General features: G+C 72.7%; 20 protein-coding genes. 14 read left to right on the forward strand and 6 right to left on the reverse strand.

The genetic code is table 11. The features are described from left to right. The first annotated feature begins 24 nt into the window (after positions 1–24). From ACFY9E_RS14940 to ACFY9E_RS14985, 10 genes are all read left to right on the forward strand, one after another. Positions 25–438, forward strand: a complete 414-nt coding sequence (locus tag ACFY9E_RS14940) for a DUF3151 domain-containing protein (protein ID WP_283968124.1) — start codon at positions 25–27, stop codon at positions 436–438. A 151-nt stretch (positions 439–589) separates the two neighbouring features. Then, complete coding sequence (locus ACFY9E_RS14945) at positions 590–1,420, forward strand: tryptophan 2,3-dioxygenase family protein (RefSeq protein WP_390983244.1); 831 nt, start codon at positions 590–592, stop codon at positions 1,418–1,420. Further along, on the forward strand, positions 1,413–2,597 hold the full coding sequence (gene kynU / locus ACFY9E_RS14950) for a kynureninase (protein ID WP_390983245.1): 1,185 nt from the start codon (positions 1,413–1,415) through the stop codon (positions 2,595–2,597). The genes ACFY9E_RS14945 and kynU overlap by 8 nt, the downstream gene beginning before the upstream one ends. Before the next feature lie 175 nt (positions 2,598–2,772). Then, positions 2,773–3,636: an alpha/beta hydrolase fold domain-containing protein gene (locus ACFY9E_RS14955; protein WP_390983248.1), complete on the forward strand. Its 864-nt coding sequence runs from the start codon at positions 2,773–2,775 to the stop codon at positions 3,634–3,636. Positions 3,637–3,834: 198 nt separating this feature from the next. Continuing rightward, complete coding sequence (locus tag ACFY9E_RS14960) at positions 3,835–4,836, forward strand: alpha/beta hydrolase (RefSeq protein WP_390983250.1); 1,002 nt, start codon at positions 3,835–3,837, stop codon at positions 4,834–4,836. Beyond that, positions 4,829–6,037 (forward strand): acyltransferase family protein, encoded by a 1,209-nt coding sequence (locus ACFY9E_RS14965; RefSeq protein ID WP_390983253.1) that lies wholly within the window; start codon positions 4,829–4,831, stop codon positions 6,035–6,037. The genes ACFY9E_RS14960 and ACFY9E_RS14965 overlap by 8 nt, the downstream gene beginning before the upstream one ends. Next, positions 6,030–7,406: a histidine kinase gene (locus tag ACFY9E_RS14970; RefSeq protein WP_390983255.1), complete on the forward strand. Its 1,377-nt coding sequence runs from the start codon at positions 6,030–6,032 to the stop codon at positions 7,404–7,406. The genes ACFY9E_RS14965 and ACFY9E_RS14970 overlap by 8 nt, the downstream gene beginning before the upstream one ends. Continuing rightward, positions 7,403–8,086 carry a response regulator gene (locus tag ACFY9E_RS14975; protein ID WP_390983258.1) on the forward strand — a complete coding sequence of 228 codons (684 nt, stop codon included), beginning with the start codon at positions 7,403–7,405 and terminating at the stop codon, positions 8,084–8,086. The genes ACFY9E_RS14970 and ACFY9E_RS14975 overlap by 4 nt, the downstream gene beginning before the upstream one ends. Positions 8,087–8,195: 109 nt before the next feature. Further along, complete coding sequence (locus ACFY9E_RS14980; RefSeq protein WP_390983261.1) at positions 8,196–9,554, forward strand: histidine kinase; 1,359 nt, start codon at positions 8,196–8,198, stop codon at positions 9,552–9,554. Beyond that, positions 9,551–10,216 (forward strand): response regulator, encoded by a 666-nt coding sequence (locus tag ACFY9E_RS14985; protein WP_390983264.1) that lies wholly within the window; start codon positions 9,551–9,553, stop codon positions 10,214–10,216. Before ACFY9E_RS14980 ends, ACFY9E_RS14985 begins: the two co-directional genes overlap by 4 nt. 147 nt (positions 10,217–10,363) lie before the next feature. Here the strand turns inward: ACFY9E_RS14985 and ACFY9E_RS14990 are convergent, their stop codons facing one another. Then, positions 10,364–10,513, reverse strand: coding sequence for a hypothetical protein (locus tag ACFY9E_RS14990; protein WP_390983266.1), 150 nt, complete (start codon positions 10,511–10,513; stop codon positions 10,364–10,366). Positions 10,514–10,649: 136 nt separating this feature from the next. Here ACFY9E_RS14990 and ACFY9E_RS14995 point away from each other — a divergent pair, with 136 nt between their 5' ends. Next, positions 10,650–11,855: a cytochrome P450 gene (locus ACFY9E_RS14995; RefSeq protein WP_390983269.1), complete on the forward strand. Its 1,206-nt coding sequence runs from the start codon at positions 10,650–10,652 to the stop codon at positions 11,853–11,855. Between the two features lie 26 nt (positions 11,856–11,881). Here ACFY9E_RS14995 and ACFY9E_RS15000 read toward each other — a convergent pair whose 3' ends face one another. Next, on the reverse strand, positions 11,882–13,483 hold the full coding sequence (locus ACFY9E_RS15000; protein WP_390983272.1) for an ABC transporter permease: 1,602 nt from the start codon (positions 13,481–13,483) through the stop codon (positions 11,882–11,884). Further along, positions 13,480–14,382 (reverse strand): ATP-binding cassette domain-containing protein, encoded by a 903-nt coding sequence (locus ACFY9E_RS15005; RefSeq protein WP_390983274.1) that lies wholly within the window; start codon positions 14,380–14,382, stop codon positions 13,480–13,482. Before ACFY9E_RS15005 ends, ACFY9E_RS15000 begins: the two co-directional genes overlap by 4 nt. Before the next feature lie 74 nt (positions 14,383–14,456). Between ACFY9E_RS15005 and ACFY9E_RS15010 the strand changes: the two genes are divergently transcribed. Continuing rightward, on the forward strand, positions 14,457–14,963 hold the full coding sequence (locus ACFY9E_RS15010) for a MarR family transcriptional regulator (protein WP_390983276.1): 507 nt from the start codon (positions 14,457–14,459) through the stop codon (positions 14,961–14,963). 1 nt (position 14,964) lies between these two features. Here ACFY9E_RS15010 and ACFY9E_RS15015 read toward each other — a convergent pair whose 3' ends face one another. Next, a complete protein-coding gene (locus tag ACFY9E_RS15015) occupies positions 14,965–15,846 on the reverse strand; it encodes a diacylglycerol kinase family protein (protein WP_390983279.1) in 882 nt (293 codons plus the stop codon). A gap of 186 nt (positions 15,847–16,032) precedes the next feature. Between ACFY9E_RS15015 and ACFY9E_RS15020 the strand changes: the two genes are divergently transcribed. Together ACFY9E_RS15020 and ACFY9E_RS15025 are read left to right on the forward strand one after the other, a co-directional pair. Next, positions 16,033–17,316 (forward strand): adenylosuccinate synthase, encoded by a 1,284-nt coding sequence (locus tag ACFY9E_RS15020; protein WP_390983282.1) that lies wholly within the window; start codon positions 16,033–16,035, stop codon positions 17,314–17,316. Between the two features lie 136 nt (positions 17,317–17,452). Next, on the forward strand, positions 17,453–17,746 hold the full coding sequence (locus ACFY9E_RS15025; RefSeq protein WP_390983285.1) for a hypothetical protein: 294 nt from the start codon (positions 17,453–17,455) through the stop codon (positions 17,744–17,746). A gap of 12 nt (positions 17,747–17,758) precedes the next feature. Here ACFY9E_RS15025 and ACFY9E_RS15030 read toward each other — a convergent pair whose 3' ends face one another. Then, entirely contained in the window at positions 17,759–18,409 is a 651-nt protein-coding gene (locus ACFY9E_RS15030; protein WP_390983288.1) for a hypothetical protein, read from the reverse strand. 121 nt (positions 18,410–18,530) lie between these two features. Continuing rightward, positions 18,531–19,232: a GntR family transcriptional regulator gene (locus tag ACFY9E_RS15035; protein WP_390983291.1), complete on the reverse strand. Its 702-nt coding sequence runs from the start codon at positions 19,230–19,232 to the stop codon at positions 18,531–18,533.

A 19,232-nucleotide genomic window follows, 5' to 3' on the forward strand; every position in this document is an offset into this window, starting at 1 on the left:
TCGGCATGGCGCAGACTTGACCCCATGTCCATTCACGAGAACCTTCTCGGGGGTCCGCCCCCGACCCATCTCCCCGACGACCCCGGGCCGCGGGAAATGCTCGCGTCGGGTGCCGCGTCCGCCGAGGTCGCCGGTGCGCACCCCACCTCCTCGCTCGCCTGGGCGCAGCTCGCCGACGAGGCGTTCGAGCGGGGCGCCGCCGTGGAGTCCTACGCGTACGCCCGCACGGGCTACCACCGCGGTCTGGACGCGCTGCGCCGCAACGGCTGGAAGGGCCACGGCCCCGTGCCGTGGGAGCACGAGCCGAACCGCGGCTTCCTGCGCGCCCTGCACGCCCTCGCCCGCGCCGCGCAGGCGATCGGCGAGCAGGAGGAGTACGAGCGCTGCTCCCAGTTCCTGAAGGACTCCTCGCCGACGGCGGCGCAGGTCCTGGGCTGAGAACACGGTCCGTGCACGCGAGGCCCGTCCACGAAAGGCGGGCCTTGCGGTTTCGGGGGACCATTGCGGAAGATGCCCCTGGGGACCGGGGCCCCCGTGTCGGATTCGGCAGGGGCGGACCGCTACCCGGAGTAATACGCAGGAGACAGCGATGTCCCACGAGGCTCACGAGCCCGAGACCCCGCATCTCGACTTCCACGGCACGACGCCGTACGAGGACTACGTCAAGGCGGACGTGCTCACGCACCTCCAGCACACCCTCTCCGACGATCCCGGAGAGATGGTCTTCCTGGTGACGACCCAGGTGATGGAGCTGTGGTTCACCGTCATCGTCCACGAGTGGGAGACGGCGGCACGCGCGCTCAGGGGTGACGACATCCCCACCGCCACCGCCGCGCTCAAGAGGTCGGTACGCGAGCTGGAGGCGCTCAACCACTCCTGGAGGCCGCTCGCCCAGCTCACACCGGCCCAGTTCAACTCCTACCGCAGCGCCCTCGGTGAGGGCTCCGGCTTCCAGTCGGCGATGTACCGGCGCATGGAGTTCCTGCTCGGCGACAAGTCCGCGTCGATGCTCGTCCCGCACCGGGGCGCCCCGCGCGTGCACGCCGAGCTGGAGAAGGCGCTGCACGAGCCGAGCCTGTACGACGAGGTCGTGCGGCTGCTCGCGCGGCGCGGGTACGACATCCCGGAGACCGTGCTGGGGCGCGACGTCTCGAAGCGCTACGAGCCGTCGCCGCAGGTGGAGGCGGCCTGGACGGCCGTCTACTCGGGCGACGAGAGCGACGAGGTCGCCCGGCTGGGCGAGGCGCTGAGCGATGTCGCCGAGCTGGTGTGGCGCTGGCGCAACGACCACCTGGTCGCCACCCGCCGTGCCATGGGCGCCAAGACCGGCACCGGCGGTTCCGCCGGGGTGGCGTGGCTGGAGAAGCGCGCGCAGAAGAACGTCTTCCCCGAGCTGTGGACGGCGCGGTCCTATGTCTGAGCTGACCGTGCGCGCGGAGAAGCTGGACGCCGTCGACGAACTGGCGGCCAAGCGCGCCGAGTTCGTCCTCGACGACACGGTCTACCTCGACGGCAACTCGCTGGGCGCGCTGCCCGCCGTCGTGCCCGGCCGGGTCGAGGACGTCGTACGCCGCCAGTGGGGCGAGCTGCGCATCCGGTCGTGGGAGGAGAGCGGCTGGTGGACGGCGCCCGAGCGGATCGGTGACCGGATCGCCCCGCTGGTCGGGGCGGCGCCCGGCCAGGTCGTGGTGGGCGACTCGACGAGTGTCAACGTCTTCAAGGCACTGGTCGGCGCGGTGCGGATGGCCGGGGGCGGCCGTGACGAGCTCCTCGTCGACGCGACGACCTTCCCCACCGACGGGTACATCGCCGAGTCCGCCGCCCGTATGACCGGCTGCACCCTGCGGCCCGTGGCGCCGGCGGACGTGCCGGGCGCGCTGGGCGACCGCACCGCCGCCGTCCTGCTCAACCACGTCGACTACCGCACCGGCCGGCTGCACGACCTGCCGGGACTGACGGCCGCCGTGCACGAGGCCGGGGCGATCGCCGTCTGGGACCTGTGCCACAGCGCGGGCGCGCTGCCGGTCGGGCTGGACGAGCACGGCGTGGATCTCGCGGTCGGCTGCACCTACAAGTACCTGAACGGCGGCCCCGGTTCACCGGCGTACCTGTATGTGCGCGGCGAGCTGCAGGACCGCTTCGACTCGCCGCTGCCCGGCTGGAACTCGCACGCCGAGCCGTTCGGCATGCGGACCGGTTACGAGCCGGCCCCCGGTGCCCTGCGCGGCCGGGTCGGCACGCCCGACATCCTCTCGATGCTCGCCCTGGAGGCGGCCCTGGAGGTCTGGGACGGGGTGTCGGTCGAGGCCGTGCGGGCCAAGTCCCTCGCGCTGACGGACTTCTTCCTGGAGTGCGTGGCGGCTCATGTGCCCGAGGGCCGGGTCGAGTGCGTGACGCCGGTGCCGCACGAGGAGCGGGGCAGCCAGATCGCCCTGCGCTGCCCCGACGCCGGTGACGTCATGAAACGGCTGATCGAGCAGGGTGTGGTCGGTGACTTCAGGGCGCCGGACGTGCTGCGGTTCGGCTTCACACCGCTGTACGTCGGGTTCGCGGATGTGGAGCGGGCGGCACGGGTGCTGGCGCGGACGCTGGCCTGAGCGGCGGCGGCGGCCGGGACGCCCCTGCGGCGTCCCGGCCCCCGCCGCCCCGTCCGGGCTTCACCGAGCGTGACAACCGCGTGTCCCCGCACGTCACGCGCCTGGTACCGTCCCGGCCAACGGCTGACCCCTCAACTGGTCGGCCGCGTACGGTTCATCGCTGGAAGGTTGGAGCATGACGGACGACGTCGCAGCAGCACGGGCCGCTGCCGAGGAGAAGTCGGCCTTCTCCCACGCGCCCGTCGACCCCGACGCCACCGCGGCCTACGGCGACCACCCCGACCAGGTGATCGACTTCTTCGCACCGCGCCGCGAGGGCGGCCCCGGACCGGCCCCGGTCGTCGTCGTGCTGCACGGCGGTGCCTGGCGGGCGCCGCACGACCGGCGTCACCTCAGCCCCTTCGCGGGCTTCCTCGCCCGCCGCGGGTTCGCCGTGGCCAGCGTCGAGTACCGGCGCGGTGGCGGCGCCGACTCCGTCGCGGGCCGCTGGCCCGACACCTTCGACGACGTCGCCGCGGCGCTGGACGCCCTCCCGGCGCTGGTCCGGGAGGTGCTGCCGCAGGCCGACCCGCGCCGTACGGTCCTCACCGGTCACTCGGCGGGCGGGCATCTCGCGCTGTGGGGTGCCGCCCGGCACGTCCTGCCGGCCGGCTCGCCCTGGCGCGGCGGCAGTCCGGTGACGCTGCGCGGCGTCGTCGCCCTCGCCCCGATCGCGGATCTCGCGATCGCCGACAAGCTGGACGTGTGCGGCGGTGCCGCGCGCCAACTGCTCGGCGGGGACGAGTACTTCGCCGAGCGGCAGCCGTACGCGGACCCGGCGCTGCTGCTGCCCACCGGCATCGCCACCACCCTCGTCCAGGGCCGCGCGGACCTCGACGTGCCGCAGGCGGTCGCCGAGTCGTACGCGGAAGCGGCGGCGAAGGCCGGGGAGATGGTGGGGGTCACGCTGCTGGAGGACGTGGGGCACTTCCCGCTCATCGACCCGGCGGCGGACGCGTGCGCGGTGGTGCTGGAGGAGATCGCGCAACTGGCCTGGTGAGCGGCGCGCCGCGCGGCTTCCCGGCGGTTCCCGGGTGACGTCCTCGGCGAACCCGTAGGAGGGGTGCCCGGTCATACCCGTAGTACCTGAGAGCTACGCCGCAGGTGAGTTCCCCGGTGGGACGCGGACGAGGCGTCCCGCTCCGTAACTTCCCTTCCACGCGGACCCGATGGGCGGGTGCGCTGGAGGGGGACGGCCATGGGGCCCGCATCGGAGTACCGCCGTGGCGACGGGGGTGGCCGCCGCGCCGGCCGATGGCGCCGCGCCGCGCTCGCCGCCCTCATCACGGGTGCGGTGGTTCTCCCCCTCTCCGCGGCCGTGCGGCCGGAGACCCCCGCACCGCCCCCCGCCTCCCTCGCACCGCTCAGCGCGTCGACACTCGACGAGGCGTACGCGGCCAACCGGGCCAATGCCGCCGAGGCGGCCCGCATGGCCGCCGCGCACCACGACCGGGGCCGCGCCGCGACGGACCGCCGTCTGGCCGCCCCGGCCCGGCACCTCCTGCGCTTCGACGGCCGTGGCTCCGGCCGGGTGACGGAGGTCCTCGGCGACCTCGCCCGGGCCGACCGCGTCGCCGTCCTGGTCCCCGGCTCCGACACGAGCCTCGACACCTACGGCCGGTTCCACGCGGCGGCCGCCGCGCTGCACCGGCAGCTCGCCCGGCAGGTCCCGGCGGGCACCCACACCGCGGTCGTGGCCTGGCTGGGCTACGAGACACCGGGCACGGTCAGCACGACGGTCACGACGACCGGAAGGGCGGAGCAGGCCGCCCCGCGACTGCGCACGCTCGTCGCCGACCTGCGGGCGATCGCCGGTACCGGAGCGCGCATCTCACTGCTCTGCCACTCCTACGGCTCGGTCGTCTGCGGCCGTTCCGCCGCCGGGCTCCCCGTCGACGACATCGCGCTCGTCGGCAGCCCCGGCACCGGCGCGGACACCGCCGCCGATCTGCACACCCGCGCCCGCGTCTGGGCGGCCCGGGGCACCGACGACTGGGTGGAGCACGTACCGCACCTCAGCGCGGACCTGTTCGGCACCACCGTCGGCTTCGGCACCGACCCCGTCTCCCCGGCCTTCGGCGCCCGGGCCTTCGCGGCCGGTGACGCCGGCCACAGCACGTACTTCAGCCCCGGTTCGACCTCCCTGACCAACCTGGCCCGGATCGTCCTGGGCGAGACCAAGGCGGTGACCCATGACTGACCTCGGCCTACGAGGTGTCCGGCGGACGGTGCACCGCGGTGCCGGCCGCATCGCCACGGCCACCCCGCCCGGCCGCGACCGGGCCGTGGACGCCCTGCGGGCCGCCGCCGTCCTCGGTGTCGTCCTCGGGCACTGGCTGGTCACGGCCCTGGTCTCCGACGGCCGCACGCTGCGCACGGCGAGCCCCCTGCAGCACATGCCCTGGCTGACGCCCGTCTCCTGGGTGTTCCAGACCCTCGCCGTGTTCTTCCTGGTCGGCGGTCATGTCGCCACCCGCGGCTACACCTCGGCCCGTGCCCGTGGCGTCCCCTACCGCCAGTGGCTGACAGGCCGTCTCACCCGGTTGTTCACGCCGGTCGCGGCCGTCCTCACCCTGTGGACGGTCACCGCACTCGCACTGCTGCTGTCGGGCGCCGAGTTCGGCACGGTGCGCACCCTGGTGAAGCTGGCCCTGGCCCCGCTGTGGTTCCTCGTGGTGTTCGCGGGGCTGACGGCGGCGACCCCGCTGCTCACCCGGCTCAACCCGCTCTGGCCGCTGGCCGTCGTCCTGCACGTGGACCTGCTGCGTTTCGGCCTCGGCGGTCCCGCCTGGCTGGGCTGGGTCAACGTGGCGGCCGGCTGGACGGTGCCGTACACGCTGGGCGCGGCCTGGACCCGCGGCGAGCTGGAGCGCCCCCGCGCGGGCTGGGTCCTGCTCGGTACCGGGGCGGCGGCCACCGCGGCACTCATCGCGTGGGCGGGGTACCCGGCGTCGATGGTCGGCGTCCCGGGCGAGGGCATGTCCAACCTGGACCCGCCGACCCTGGCCGTCGTCACCTTCGGCCTGGCCCAGTGCGGTCTCGCCCTGCTGCTGCGCGAGCGGCTGCGGCACGTCTTGCGCGCGCCCGTGGCGTGGGCGGCGGTGGCGCTCGTCAACCTCTCTGCGATGACCGTCTTCCTCTGGCACCAGACGGCCCTGATGGCCACGACCGCCACCGGCCTCCTCGCGGGCCGGCTGCCCGGCCTGCACACGGTGCCCGACGGGCTCGGCTGGGTCGGAGCCCGGCTCCTGTGGCTGCCCGTGTTCGCGCTCGCCCTCACGGTCTGCTGGGCCGCCTTTCGTTCCTTCGAGCGGCGCGGCGACCGGGCCCGCGGATCCCGGGTGGTGCGGGCGCACCGTCCGTCCGACCGGGCCGCAGCGGCGAAGGCGCGTCATGTCTAGGGTGGGCCGCGTGACGGACACGGGGGTGGGCCGCGCGCTGCGAGCGCGCGGCACGGGCTGGCTGCGGGGCGTGCGCGAGGACCTGTGGACCGTCCGGGCGGACCCGTTGCCGCCCTCCACCTGGCTGCGCTGGCTGCCGCACGGGCTGCTGTGCCTGGCCGCGTTCGGCATCGTGGTCGGCGGGGCGGGCGATCTGGTGGACAACGGGAATCTCGGTTCCGGCCTGGCCCTGCTGGTCGCGGGCGGGCAGGGCGGCGCCGTGGTGCTGGGGATGTGGCGGCCGGTGCCGGCGTGGTGGCTGTCCCTGGTGGCGTTCACCCTGGGCGCTGCCACGGTGCGCACCCGGATGGGCTTCGACCTGGAGACCTACACCTGGCCCTGGACCGCCGCCGGAATCATCGCCCAGATGTTCGTGCTGCTGCTGCTGGCGCTGCGGGTGCCCACCCGTGCGGCGGTGGTGGCCCTGGCGGTGACCGGACTCGTCACCCACGTCTTCGAGAGACTGTGGACCGGGGAGCGCTACGACACCACCGGCGTGCTCGCGATCTCCCTGTTCACCGTCGTGGTGATACTCGGCACCGCCCTGCGCGGCCGGCGCGTGGCCCGCGCGCAACTCGTCGAGCAGACCACGCTCACCGCCGAGGAACGCACCCGGCGCACCCTGCTGGAGGAGCGCAGCCGCATCGCGCGGGAGCTGCACGACGTGGTGGCCCACCACATGTCGGTCATCTCCATCCAGGCGCAGGTCGCCCCGCATCTCGTCGAGAACCCGCCCGACGAGCTCAGGGAGAACCTCGCGGGCATCCGGCAGAACGCGCTGGAGGCCCTGACCGAACTGCGCCGGGTGCTGGGTGTGCTGCGCTCGGAGCACGCCGGGCCGGGTGATCCGCTCGCCGGTCCGGGCGGCGACACCACCCCGCACGCCCCGCAGCCCACGCTCGACCGGCTCGACGCGCTGGTGGAGAACACGCGGGCCGCCGGCCGCGAGGTCGTCACCGACATCAACGGCGAGCGGCGCCCGATGCCGCCCGGCGTGGAGCTGTCGGCGTACCGGATCGTGCAGGAGGCGCTGAGCAACGCCCTGCGGCACGCGCCCGGCGCGAGGATCATGGTCCGTCTCACCTACGAGCCGGACGGCCTGGAAGTGGAGATCGTCAACGGCCGCCCCACCGCACCCCCGCCCCCGTCGACGGGGGCGGGGCACGGACTGCTCGGTATGCGGGAGCGGGTCGCGATGCTCGGCGGCACCATGACCGCGCACCCGTGGCACTGGGACGGTTTCAAGGTCACCGCCTTCCTCCCCGACACCCCGCCCGCCGGCACCCCCGGCACCGACCACCCCACGGCCCCCCGCGGAGGGACTTCATGACGAGCGGCACCGGAGAGCCCATCCGGGTTCTCATCGTCGACGACCAGGCGATGGTCCGGCAGGGCTTCACCGTGCTGCTCGGCATCCAGCCCGACATAGAGGTCGTCGGCGAGGCGCGGGACGGCGCGGAGGCCCAGGTGAGAACCGCCGAGACCACCCCCGACGTCGTCCTCATGGACATCCGCATGCCCGGCGTCGGCGGCATCGAGGCGACCGAGCGCATCACGGCCGCGTACCCGGACATCAGGGTGCTGGTGCTCACCACCTTCGACCTCGACGAGTACGTGTACGACGCGCTGCGCGCCGGGGCCTCCGGGTTCCTGCTGAAGGACGCGTCGTCGGAGCAGCTCGCCGAGGCGGTCCGGGTGGTCGCGGCCGGGGACGCGCTGCTCGCCCCGGTCATCACGCGCAAGCTCATCGCCGAGTTCTCCCGGCTGGACGGCAGGCCCCGCATCCCGCTCAAGGAACGCGTCGGCGACCTCACCGAGCGGGAGACGGAGGTGCTCGCGCTGATCGCGCAGGGCCTGTCGAACGCGGAGATCTCCCGGCATCTGTTCGTGGCCGAGCAGACGGTGAAGACCCACGTCGGCCGGATCCTGGTGAAGCTGGGCCTCAGGGACCGGACGCAGGCCGCGGTGTTTGCCTACGAGTCGGGGCTGGTGCGGCCGTCGGGGTACTGAGGGCGGTGCCGGTCCTCCCCGGTCACCCCCGTAGTACCTGAGAGGGACGCTCTATGACCCCTCTCACTGGGGACGACCGCGACCCCGGGGTACGCCTACCGTTCTGTACGTGACCGAGACGACTCACATACAGACCACGCCGCCGGGGGACGGGGCGGGCGGGGCGGGCGGGGCCAAGCCGCGCAGCCCGGAGTACCGGGTGGCCGTGGACTCCCTGCGCGGGCTGCGGGAGGACCTCTTCCGCGACGCCTTCGCCTACCGGCCGCTGCCCCGAAGAAGCCCGGACGGACGCTTCCTCCGGCGGCTGCCGGCACGGCCGCGGGAGTACGCGGCCTGGGCGCCGCACGCCCTGATCATCCTGGCCGCTCTGATCACCCTGCTGCTCGCAGGCGTCGACACCGGCGGCTGGCCACTGCTCATGGTGCCGCTGACCGTGATCCCGGTGCTGATGACCATGACCCGGCCGGTGGGGGCGTTCTGGCTGTCGATGGCCGCCACTCCGATCACCGGCCTGCTCGGCAGCAGTTGGGGCGAATGGCCGTGGCAGGCCGGCAGCTTCGCCTGCCATCTCACGGTGCTGACGGTCGTGGCGATGCGCACCAGGCCGCGCACGGCGGGGTGGATGTGGGCGATGACCGCGCTGTACGCCCTCGTCGCGGACACCGGCATCGGCCCGAACGACATGTACGGCACCAACTCCGCGCCCATGCTGGTCTTCTCGGCGATGATCCTGCTCTGCGTCACCGTCTGGCACGTCCGCCGGGACGCCGTGCAGGAGGTCACTGCCCAGCAGACGGTCACCGCGCACGAGCGCTCCCGCCGCACGCTGCTGGAAGAGCGCACCACGATCGCCCGCGAGCTGCACGACGTCGTCGCCCACCACATGTCGGTGGTCGCCATCCAGGCGGAGGCCGCGCCCTACCGGGTGGACAACCCGCCGCCGGAGCTGGAGAAGGCCTTCGCCACGATCCGGGAGAACGCGGTGGCGGCCCTGACCGAACTGCGCCGCGTGCTGGGCGTCGTCCGCGCCGAGGACTACGAGGCCCCGGACGCCCCGCAGCCCACGCTCGCCGACCTGGACGGGCTGCTGGCCAACGTGCGGGAGGCCGGGCTGGCGGTGGACAAGGCGGTGACCGGGGCGGTGCGGGAACTGCCGCAGGGCGTGGAGCTGTCGGCGTACCGCATCGTGCAGGAGGCGCTCAGCAACACCCTGCGGCACGCGCCGGGCGCGACGGCCCGCGTCGAGATCGGGTACGTTCTCGGCGGCCTGGGCCTGCGCATCGTCAACGGCCCGCCGCCCAACCCGAGCCTGATCAAGCCCTCGCCCGGCGCCGGGCACGGCATCACCGGCATGCGGGAGCGGGTGTCGATGCTGAACGGCGAGATGACGGCGGGCGGCACGGACGACGGAGGTTACGAGGTGGCGGTGTTCCTGCCGGTCACCCTGCCGGACGAGGACGACGCATGACCATCCGGGTCCTGATCGCGGACGACCAGATGATGGTGCGCGAGGGCTTCTCGGTCCTGCTGAACGCGATGCCGGACATCGAGGTCGTCGGCGAGGCGGTGAACGGCCGGGAGGCCGTCGCGAAGGTCCGCGAGCTCGCCCCGGACGTGGTGCTGATGGACATCCGCATGCCCGAGCTGAACGGCATCGAGGCGACCCGCGAGATCGTCGCCGCCGACGGCGCGGCGAAGGTGCTGGTGCTGACCACCTTCGACCTCGACGAGTACGTGTACCAGGCGTTGCGCGCGGGTGCCTCCGGGTTCCTCCTCAAGGACGCCTCGGCCCGCCAGCTCGCCGACGGGGTGCGCGTGGTGGCCTCCGGGGAGGCCCTGCTGGCCCCGTCGGTGACCAGACGGCTGATCACCGAGTTCTCCAAGCTCTCCGCGACCCCGCGCCTGATGCCGTCCGCGCAGGCGGCGTACGGGGACCTCACCGACCGCGAGACGGAGGTGCTGGTCCTCATCGCGCAGGGCCTGTCGAACTCGGAGATAGCGGAGCGGCTGGTGGTCGCCGAGTCGACGATCAAGACCCATGTCAGCCGGATCCTGGTGAAGCTGGGCCTCAGGGACCGGACACAGGCGGCGGTGTTCGCCTACGAGGCGCGGCTGGTGACGCCCGGATAGCCGGCCCAGGGCAGCCGGGGACGTCGCCCCGCGGGCACGGGGGCCCGGGGCGACGCGGACGGGTCAGTCCAGCTGCATGGGGGTGCAGTCGCTGACGTACGCCTTGGAGACCCAGCCGGTGGTGCCCTTGGCCAGCCCGCTCTTCGACTAGACGCGCGGCTTGCAGGGCATCTCGGCGGCGGTGGCGGCCGGGGCGCTGGTCGCGACCGCACCGGCGGTCAGCGACAGGGCCGGCATGGCCGAGGCGGCCAGCCGAGCGGGGACGCGGGTGCGGAGCCTGGTTCGCTGCTGTGTCATGTGGTTCTTTCCGTGCGAAAGACTTGCGCCGCAGAAGCGGCAGGCCCAGCCTAACGATCTTGCTCCGGCGGCCCGCCTCGGCCATCTGAAAGAACACCCCTGGTCAGAGACGGGGGTGGGGGGCTAGCGTCCCGGCATGGCTGCATTCGACCCGTGGGACCCGGCGTTCCTCACCGACCCGTACCCCGCCTACGCCGAGCTGCGTGCCCGGGGCCGCGTGCACTGGTTCGAGCCCACGAACCAGTGGCTCGTCCCGCACCACGCGGACGTCTCGGCACTGCTGCGCGACCGGCGCCTCGGCCGGACGTACCAGCACCGGTTCACGCACGAGGAGTTCGGCCGCGCCGCGCCCCCGCCGGAGCACGAGCCGTTCCACACGCTCAACGACCACGGGATGCTCGACCTGGAGCCGCCGGACCACACCCGGATCCGCCGCCTGGTGTCGAAGGCGTTCACGCCGCGCACGGTGGAGCGGCTGAAGCCGTATGTGCGGGGGCTGGCCGACGCACTGGTGTCGGACCTGGTCGCGGCGGGTGGCGGCGATCTGCTGAAGGACGTGGCCGAGCCGCTGCCCGTAGCGGTGATCGCCGAGATGCTGGGCATCCCGGAGTCCGACCGGGCCCCGCTGCGCCCCTGGTCGGCGGACATCTGCGGGATGTACGAGCTGAACCCGTCCGAGGAGACGGCGGCGAAGGCGGTCCGGGCATCGGTCGAGTTCTCCGACTACCTGCGCGAGCTGATCGCGGCCCGCCGCAAGGAGCCGGGCGAGGACCTCGTCTCGGGTCTCATCGAGGCCCACGACGAGGGCGACCGCCTCACCGAGCAGGAGATGATCTCCACCTGCGTCCTGCTGCTCAACGCCGGCCACGAGGCCACGGTGAACGCCACGGTCAACGGCTGGTACGCCCTGTTCCGCAACCCCTCCCAGCTCGAACTGCTGCGCGCGGACCACACGCTCGTCCCCTCCGCGATCGAGGAGCTGATGCGCTACGACACCCCGCTCCAGCTGTTCGAACGCTGGGTCCTGGACGACATCGAGATCGCCGGTACGACGATCCCCCGGGGCGCGGAGATCGCCATGCTCTTCGGCTCCGCCAACCACGACGACTCGGTGTTCCCGAACCCGTCCGCCCTCGATCTGACCCGGGCGGACAACCCCCACATCTCCTTCAGCGCCGGTATCCACTACTGCATCGGCGCCCCCCTGGCCCGTATCGAGCTGGCGGCCTCGATGGGGGCGCTGCTGGAGAGGGCCCCGACGCTCCGGCTCGCCACCGAGCCGGAGAGGAAGCCGAACTTCGTGATCAGGGGGCTGGAGGGACTGGCCGTCGAGGTGGGCTGATCACGGTCGGGGCGTACCTCGGCCGATCACGTCGTCATGTCCCGCCGCCGCAACCCCGCCAGCCCGCCGGCCACCAGCACCGCCGCCAGCCCGGTCAGCACCAGCACCGGCCCCCAGTGCACGGAGCCGCCCGGCAGCTTCGGCAGGTGCCCGAACGGGGAGACGTCCAGCACCGCCTGCGGCACGTCCAGCGCGGGCCCGACCCAGCCGATCAGGAGCACCGCCCCGGCGACGCCCCATGCCGCCAGGGCCGCCCGGGGCAGGACCCCGTACAGCAGCACCGCCAGCCCGCCGATCACCCACACCGCCGGAAGCTGCACCAGACACGCGCCCAGGACGGGGCCGGTCTCCTTGCCGTAGCCGACGGCGAGGCCCAGTCCGGCCAGGAGCATGATCAGGGCGGCGCCGCCGAAGGCGATCAGCAGGTGCCCGGCGGCCCAGCGCAGGCGGCCGACCGCGTTCGCCAGGACCGGTTCCGCCCGGGCCGACGTCTCCTCGCCGTGCAGACGCAGCACCGACGCCACGATGTACAGCGATGCGACCAGGCCGAGCATGCCGGTCATCGACGCCAGGAACGCGTCCGTCAGGCCGGAGTGGCCGCCCATCCGCTCGAAGATCTTCCGGGCGTTCTCGTTGTCGCCCACCAGGTCCGCCGCACCCTCGGTCATACCGCCGTAGACGACCCCGGCCAGGAAGAAGCCGACGCTCCAGCCCAGCACGCCGCCCCGCTGCAACCTCCAGGCCAGGGCGCCCGCGCTGCCCAGACGCCCGGACGCGGGGCCGGGGCGGGTCGGCAGGAAGCTCATGCCGAGGTCCCGGCGGCCGGCCAGTGCGTAGGCCACCGCGCCCTGGAGGACCACCGCCCCGGCGGGCAGCGCCGGCACCCACCAGCGCTCGGAGGCGTACGGTCGCAGGTTCTCGAGCCAGCCCAGCGGTGAGAGCCAGGTCAGGAGGGACGAACCGTCGTCCGTGGCCGAGTCGCCCGCCGCGCGCAGGACGAACGCGGCCCCGAGCACCGCCGCTGTCAGGCCGCGTGCCAGCCGGGCGCTCTCCGTCAGTTGCGCGACGATCGCGGCCATCGTGGCGAAGACCATCCCGGTCCCGGCGATCCCGAGCCCGAGGGCCAGGGCCCCGGTGGTGCCCTGGCCGGCCAGCCCGGCCGTCAGCAGCAGCGCCAGCACCCCGTTCGCGACCGCCGCAGCCAGCAGGGCCGCCGTCAGGGAGGCCCGGCGGCCCACCGTCCCGGACGCCACCAGCTCCTGACGGCCGCTCTCCTCCTCGTCCCGGGTGTGCCGCACGACGACCAGCAGGCTCATCACGGCCGCCAGGGCACCGGCGTAGACGCCGGTCCGCCAGGCCGTCAGGGCGCCCAGCGAGTCGCCGAAGACCGGGCCGACCATCGCGCGCAGCGAGGAGTTGGTCTCCACCTGCCGGATCAGGTCTGCGCGTTCGGCGGGGGTGCCGTAGAGGCCCTCCAGCGTGCCCGGCATGGAGAGGACCATCAGCGCGTTCACCGCGATCCACACCGGGACCATCAGCCGGTCGCGGCGCAGCGCGAACCGCAACAACGTCCCCGTGCCGGCCAGTTGCCGTGAACTGCCGGGCCTCACCGCGAAGCTCGTCGTCATCGGGACTCCTCCGGGCTCTTTGCCCGGTAGTGCCGCAGGAACAGCTCCTCCAGCGTCGGCGGTGCCGACGTCAGCGACCGGACGCCCGACTCGCTCAGCGACCGCAGGGCGCCGTCCAGCCGGCCGGTGTCGACCTGGAACCGGACGCGGTGCCCCCGCACGTCGAGGTCGTGCACACCGGGCAGCTCCGCCAGGCCGTTGGGCGGGCCCGCCAGCTCGGCGACGACGCTGGTGCGGGTCAGGTGGCGCAGGTCGGCGAGCGAACCGCTCTCGACCGTACGGCCCTTGCGGATGATGCTCACCCGGTCGCACAGCTCCTCGACCTCGCTGAGGATGTGGGAGGAGAGCAGGACCGTCCGGCCCCGGTCGCGCTCCTCCTCGACGCAGCGCCGGAAGACCGCCTCCATCAGCGGGTCCAGGCCCGAGGTCGGCTCGTCCAGGATCAGCAGGTCGACGTCCGAGGCGAACGCGGCGACCAGGGCGACCTTCTGCCGGTTGCCCTTGGAGTAGGTGCGGCCCTTCTTGGTGGGGTCGAGTTCGAAGCGCTCGACCAGCTCCGCGCGGCGCCGCGCGTCGAGCCCTCCGCGCAGCCGGCCGTAGAGGTCGATGACCTCACCGCCGGTGAGGTTGCGCCACAGCGTCACGTCCCCGGGGACGTAGGCGATCCGGCGGTGCACCTCCACCGCGTCCGTCCACGGGTCGCGGCCGAGCACCTGAGCGGCGCCCGAGTCGGCGCGCAGCAGGCCGAGCAGGACCCGGATGGCGGTGGACTTCCCGGCGCCGTTGGGGCCGAGGAAGCCGTGGACCTCGCCGGCGGCGACCTCCAGGTCGAGCCCGTCGAGAGCGTGCGTCCGCCCGAAGGACTTGTGCAGTCCGGAGACTGTGATGGCTTTCGTCACGCTTCAGAACGTACGCTTCTTTCAGAAGTTTGTGAAGATAAAGAAGCCTATGAAGCGCGGCTAGGATGAGTTCCATGGCGGAATCAGCCGGGAGCGGCCGGGACGTGGAGGCCGTGTCGAGGTTCGTGGAGTCCTTCGCGGCGCAGCTCGTCGAGGCGGGGATGCAGCGCATGCCCGCCCGGGTCTTCGCCGCGCTCCTGTCCTGCGACGAGGGCTCGATGACCTCCGCCGAGCTGGGGGAGCAGCTGCGGATCAGCCCCGCGGCGGTCTCCGGGGCGGTGCGCTACCTGGCCCAGACGCACATGGTCTCGCGTGAGCGGGAACCGGGCTCGCGCCGGGAGCGCTACCGGGTGCACGGAGAGCAGTGGTACGAGGCCCTGACCAACCGGGAGGCCGTCCTGAAGCGGTGGGAGGTCGCCCTGCGCGAGGGCGTCACGAGCCTCGGCTCCGACACCCCGGCCGGCCGCCGCCTGGCGGAGACCCTCGCGTTCTTCGAGTTCCTCGAGGGCGAGATCGCGGAGCTGATGGAACGCTGGCGCGTGCACCGGGCCAGGACGTTCGGACCGGATGCCGAGCGCTGACTCACTGCCCGGACGGCACCGTCAGCCCCCACGCCCCCTCCCGCACCACCCACGTCCGGGTCCGCACCGGCCCCGACACCACCGAGTCGGCCCGGTAGCGGAAGTGTGCCCCGGACACCGTCACCGTCCGGCCCTCCGCCAGCAGCGGTGAGGCCTCCGCGCCCACGGACACCGGTCTGACCTCCACCGACGCGATCCCCGCCGCGGACGGTGACACCGACACCGCCTCCACCGGCTGGTTCAGGTCGACGAGGGTCTCGCCGTCCACCTCGACCCGCAGCCGCGACGGCCCCGGCTCCGGCGCGGCGGCGAGCCGGGACGGGCGGCCCGCCGGAACCAGGGTCCGGACCAGGGACTGGCAGGTCCGCAGCCACGGGTGGCCCGGCGCGTGGCCGGGGTCCGGCGCGGCCTGCGGGCCGGTCCCGGCCGGGGAGGGCGACAACGGCGGTATCCGCAGTGCGCCGAGCACCACCCCGTCACTGTCGTCGACCATCAGGTCCATCCGCCGCTCGACCCCGTCGAGCACCGCACGCGCCGCCGCCACCGTCCCCGTCGGCACCCCGAGCGACCGGGCCAGGGACTGCGCACCACCGACCGGCACCACCGACAGCGCGCATCCGGCCAGCTCCCGGTGGCGGTGCAGCAGCGCCACCGCACGGATCAGGGCCCGGTCGTCGCCGACCACCACCGGACGCCGGGAGCCCCGCCGGGCCAGCGCCCGCGCGAATTCCTCGGGCCCGTCCGGCAGGCACAGCTTCATGCCGGCACCCGCGCCGAGCACGTCTTTCGCGATCCTGACGGACTCTCCGTCCGACCGGCGGGCGACCGGGTCGACCACCACCAGCAGCTGCTCGGACGTCGCGGAAGTCGCCACCTCGGCCATGCCTCGCTTCCTCGGGTAGCATCTTTGTGCAAGAGCCCCTTGCGCTATTGCGCCAGGGGCTTCGTCTATTCCGGGGCATCCGGTCCGACGGTTGGCGGCCAACGGCGGTCGCGGTGCACGCGACAGCTGTTCCTCCGCGTACGCCCTCGACCATGGACATGCCCCGCCCGGAAGGGGTGTACGCGCGTGCCCGCACTTGTGCTGCTCGGTGCTCAGTGGGGTGACGAAGGCAAGGGAAAGGCCACCGACCTGCTCGGTGGTTCAGTGGATTATGTAGTGCGCTACCAGGGCGGCAACAACGCCGGCCACACGGTGGTCGTGGGTGACCAGAAGTACGCACTGCACCTCCTCCCTTCCGGAATCCTGTCTCCCGGCTGCACGCCGGTCATCGGTAACGGCGTCGTCGTCGACCCGTCGGTCCTGCTCTCCGAGCTGAGCGGTCTGAACGAGCGTGGCGTCGACACGTCCAAGCTCCTCATCAGCGGAAACGCGCACATCATCACGCCGTACAACGTGACGGTGGACAAGGTGACCGAGCGGTTCCTCGGCAAGCGGAAGATCGGCACGACCGGGCGCGGCATCGGCCCGACCTACGCCGACAAGATCAACCGCGTCGGCATCCGCGTGCAGGACCTGTACGACGAGTCGATCCTCACGCAGAAGGTCGAGGCGGCCCTCGACGTCAAGAACCAGATCCTCACCAAGCTCTACAACCGGCGCGCGATCGCCGTGGACCAGGTGGTCGAGGAACTGCTGGCCTACGCCGACAAGCTCGCGCCGTACGTCGCCGACACCGTCCTGGTCCTCAACCAGGCGCTGGAGGAGGACAAGGTCGTCCTGTTCGAGGGCGGTCAGGGCACCCTGCTCGACATCGACCACGGCACGTATCCCTTCGTGACCTCGTCGAACCCGACCGCGGGCGGCGCCTGCACCGGCGCCGGTGTCGGTCCGACGAAGATCAGCCGGGTCATCGGCATCCTCAAGGCGTACACGACCCGCGTCGGCGCCGGTCCGTTCCCGACCGAGCTGTTCGACGAGGACGGCGAGGCGCTGCGCCGCATCGGCGGTGAGCGCGGTGTCACCACCGGCCGTGACCGCCGCTGCGGCTGGTTCGACGCGGTCATCGCCCGCTACGCGACCCGCGTGAACGGCCTGACCGACTTCTTCCTCACCAAGCTCGACGTCCTCACCGGCTGGGAGCAGATCCCGGTCTGTGTGGCGTACGAGATCGACGGCAAGCGTGTCGAGGAGCTCCCGTACTCCCAGACCGACTTCCACCACGCCAAGCCGGTCTACGAGATGCTCCCGGGGTGGAACGAGGACATCTCCAAGGCGAAGACCTTCGGTGACCTGCCGAAGAACGCCCAGGCGTACGTGAAGGCGCTGGAGGAGATGTCCGGCGCCCCGATCTCCGCGATCGGTGTGGGCCCGGGCCGGGACGAGACGATCGAGATCAACTCGTTCATCTGATCCGCCCCCGCGTCCGCAGGCCGCCCCCCGTGCGCACGGGGGGCGGCCCGCGTTCTCCCGCAGGGAGAGTTGCCGGGAACGGGCATACGCTGGAAGCCATACCCCCGCGTGCGTCGACCAGAAGAAGGTGAGTGCGATGCGCGTACTGCTCAAGGCGTCCATGGACACGGAGAAGGCCAACGAGGCCATCCGGAACGGCACCATGGGGAAGCTGATCCAGGAGTCGCTGGAACAGATCAAACCCGAAGCGGCCTACTTCACCTCCGACCACGGCAAGCGCACCGCTTTCCTGGTCTTCGACATGCAGGACAGTTCGCAGATGCCGGTGCTCAGCGAGCCCTTCTTCCTCCAGCTCAACGCGGAGATCACCTACACGCCGGTGATGAACGTCGAGGACGTGCAGAAGGGCCTCTCCCAGCTGGGACGCTGAGCCCGGCGAGGCTCAGCTGAAGACGATCATCGACCCCTGGGCGAGGCTGCGGGTCACGGCCGCGTGCAGCCCGAGCCACACGTGCCGTTCACGGGCGAACGGGCTCGGGTCGTACGGGGCGGGAACGGCCGGTTCCTCCAGCTCCGTCGGTGCGAGCGGCGGCTGGGGGGCCGCCGGCGGGTTGGCCGGGTCGATGCCGAGCGCCGGGGCGACCAGCTCCAGCTCCCGCAGCAGGGCGTGCGAGGAGCCCAGCGGGCCGCCGCCCGCGAGGAGATCGTCGTCGGCGAGCGGACGGGGGAAGTCGACGGGGACGTAGGCGCCGGCGTGGTCGTAGTGCCAGACCAGGTGCGACTGCTGGGCCGTCGACTCGAACATCTCCAGCAGCTGCTCGTAGTCGCCGCCCAGTTCGTCCACCGGCGTCACCGGCAGGCCGCACACCTGGAGCAGATAGACGCGGCGCAGGAAGTGCAGCGCGTCGTAGTCGAAGCCCGCGACCGGCGCGACCTCGCCGTTCAGGCCCGGCATGTACTGGTACACCGGCACCGGCGGCAGACCGGCCTCCGCGAGCACCTTGTTGTATTGCGCGAGTTCCTCGGCGAAGGGGTTGTCCGGCGTGTGGCACAACACGTCGACGAGCGGTACCAGCCACAGGTCACAGGCCAAAGAAGGCTCCTCGCTCAGCGCGGTGGTCGGGTAGCACGATGGTCAAGAAGGGTAGCGGTGCGGCACGGTCACGGCTCCCGCCGTGCATGTCCCATACCCATACGGACAGCGACGACTCGGGTCATCCGGAGGCGAGACGCTCGATCAGGCTGAGCGAGTGCGTGTTGTACGCGGCGATGATCGCCCGGGCGGTGTCGTTGTCGCGGTCGATCAGGGCGTCGACCAGCTCGGTGTGACCGGCCCACAGCTCGCCGCGCAGATCGGTGAGCCGGCGCAGGTGCTGCACCGCGCAGACCCAGGTCTGGACGCGCAGCCGGTGCAGGAAGTCGGCGAGGTAGGGGTTGCCGAAGCAGGCGCCGAGCTCGCGCCAGAAGCGCAGGTCGTAGCCGATGAGGACGGTGAGATCACCGGCGGCTGCGGCCCGCTGTGCCTCCTCGCCGCGCCTGCGGACCCCGGCGACGACGGCGGCGGACCGGGGATCGTCCGGCCGCACCGCGTTGGGGCGTCCCTCGGTGAGCGCGAGGAACATCCCCTCGATGACCAGCCCGCGGGCCTCGATCATGCCGCGGAAGTCCTCGACCGAGTACTCGTGGACCCGGAAGCCGCGGTGCTGGTCGGCTTCCAGGAGCCCCTGTGCCGAGAGGTCGACGAGCGCCTCGCGCACCGGCGTCGCGGAGACCCCGTACTGCTCGGCGATCTCCTTGACCGTGAACTCCTGCCCCGGCTGGAGCCGCCCGGCCAGCACCTCGTCACGAAGAGCGTCGGCGATCTGCTGCCGCAGGGTGCTGCGCGTCACGGCGCCGTTGCCGGTGCTGGCGGGCAT

It is taken from the genome of Streptomyces sp. NPDC012466, from assembly GCF_042955215.1.
In the GTDB taxonomy this organism is placed as follows: domain Bacteria; phylum Actinomycetota; class Actinomycetes; order Streptomycetales; family Streptomycetaceae; genus Streptomyces.

Bases quoted from the DNA above. Each gene is read 5' to 3' on its own strand.
- ACFY9E_RS14995 (WP_390983269.1), top strand. From the start codon at position 10,650: ATGGCTGCATTCGACCCGTGGGACCCGGCGTTCCTCACCGACCCGTAC.
- ACFY9E_RS14985 (WP_390983264.1), top strand. From the start codon at position 9,551: ATGACCATCCGGGTCCTGATCGCGGACGACCAGATGATGGTGCGCGAG.
- ACFY9E_RS14965 (WP_390983253.1), top strand. From the start codon at position 4,829: ATGACTGACCTCGGCCTACGAGGTGTCCGGCGGACGGTGCACCGCGGT.
- ACFY9E_RS14945 (WP_390983244.1), top strand. From the start codon at position 590: ATGTCCCACGAGGCTCACGAGCCCGAGACCCCGCATCTCGACTTCCAC.
- ACFY9E_RS15025 (WP_390983285.1), top strand. From the start codon at position 17,453: ATGCGCGTACTGCTCAAGGCGTCCATGGACACGGAGAAGGCCAACGAG.
- ACFY9E_RS14975 (WP_390983258.1), top strand. From the start codon at position 7,403: ATGACGAGCGGCACCGGAGAGCCCATCCGGGTTCTCATCGTCGACGAC.
- ACFY9E_RS15000 (WP_390983272.1), bottom strand. From the start codon at position 13,483: ATGACGACGAGCTTCGCGGTGAGGCCCGGCAGTTCACGGCAACTGGCC.
- ACFY9E_RS15015 (WP_390983279.1), bottom strand. From the start codon at position 15,846: ATGGCCGAGGTGGCGACTTCCGCGACGTCCGAGCAGCTGCTGGTGGTG.
- ACFY9E_RS15035 (WP_390983291.1), bottom strand. From the start codon at position 19,232: ATGCCCGCCAGCACCGGCAACGGCGCCGTGACGCGCAGCACCCTGCGG.
- ACFY9E_RS15010 (WP_390983276.1), top strand. From the start codon at position 14,457: ATGGCGGAATCAGCCGGGAGCGGCCGGGACGTGGAGGCCGTGTCGAGG.
- ACFY9E_RS14970 (WP_390983255.1), top strand. From the start codon at position 6,030: ATGTCTAGGGTGGGCCGCGTGACGGACACGGGGGTGGGCCGCGCGCTG.
- ACFY9E_RS14960 (WP_390983250.1), top strand. From the start codon at position 3,835: ATGGGGCCCGCATCGGAGTACCGCCGTGGCGACGGGGGTGGCCGCCGC.
- ACFY9E_RS14990 (WP_390983266.1), bottom strand. From the start codon at position 10,513: ATGACACAGCAGCGAACCAGGCTCCGCACCCGCGTCCCCGCTCGGCTG.
- ACFY9E_RS14940 (WP_283968124.1), top strand. From the start codon at position 25: ATGTCCATTCACGAGAACCTTCTCGGGGGTCCGCCCCCGACCCATCTC.
- kynU (WP_390983245.1), top strand. From the start codon at position 1,413: ATGTCTGAGCTGACCGTGCGCGCGGAGAAGCTGGACGCCGTCGACGAA.
- ACFY9E_RS14955 (WP_390983248.1), top strand. From the start codon at position 2,773: ATGACGGACGACGTCGCAGCAGCACGGGCCGCTGCCGAGGAGAAGTCG.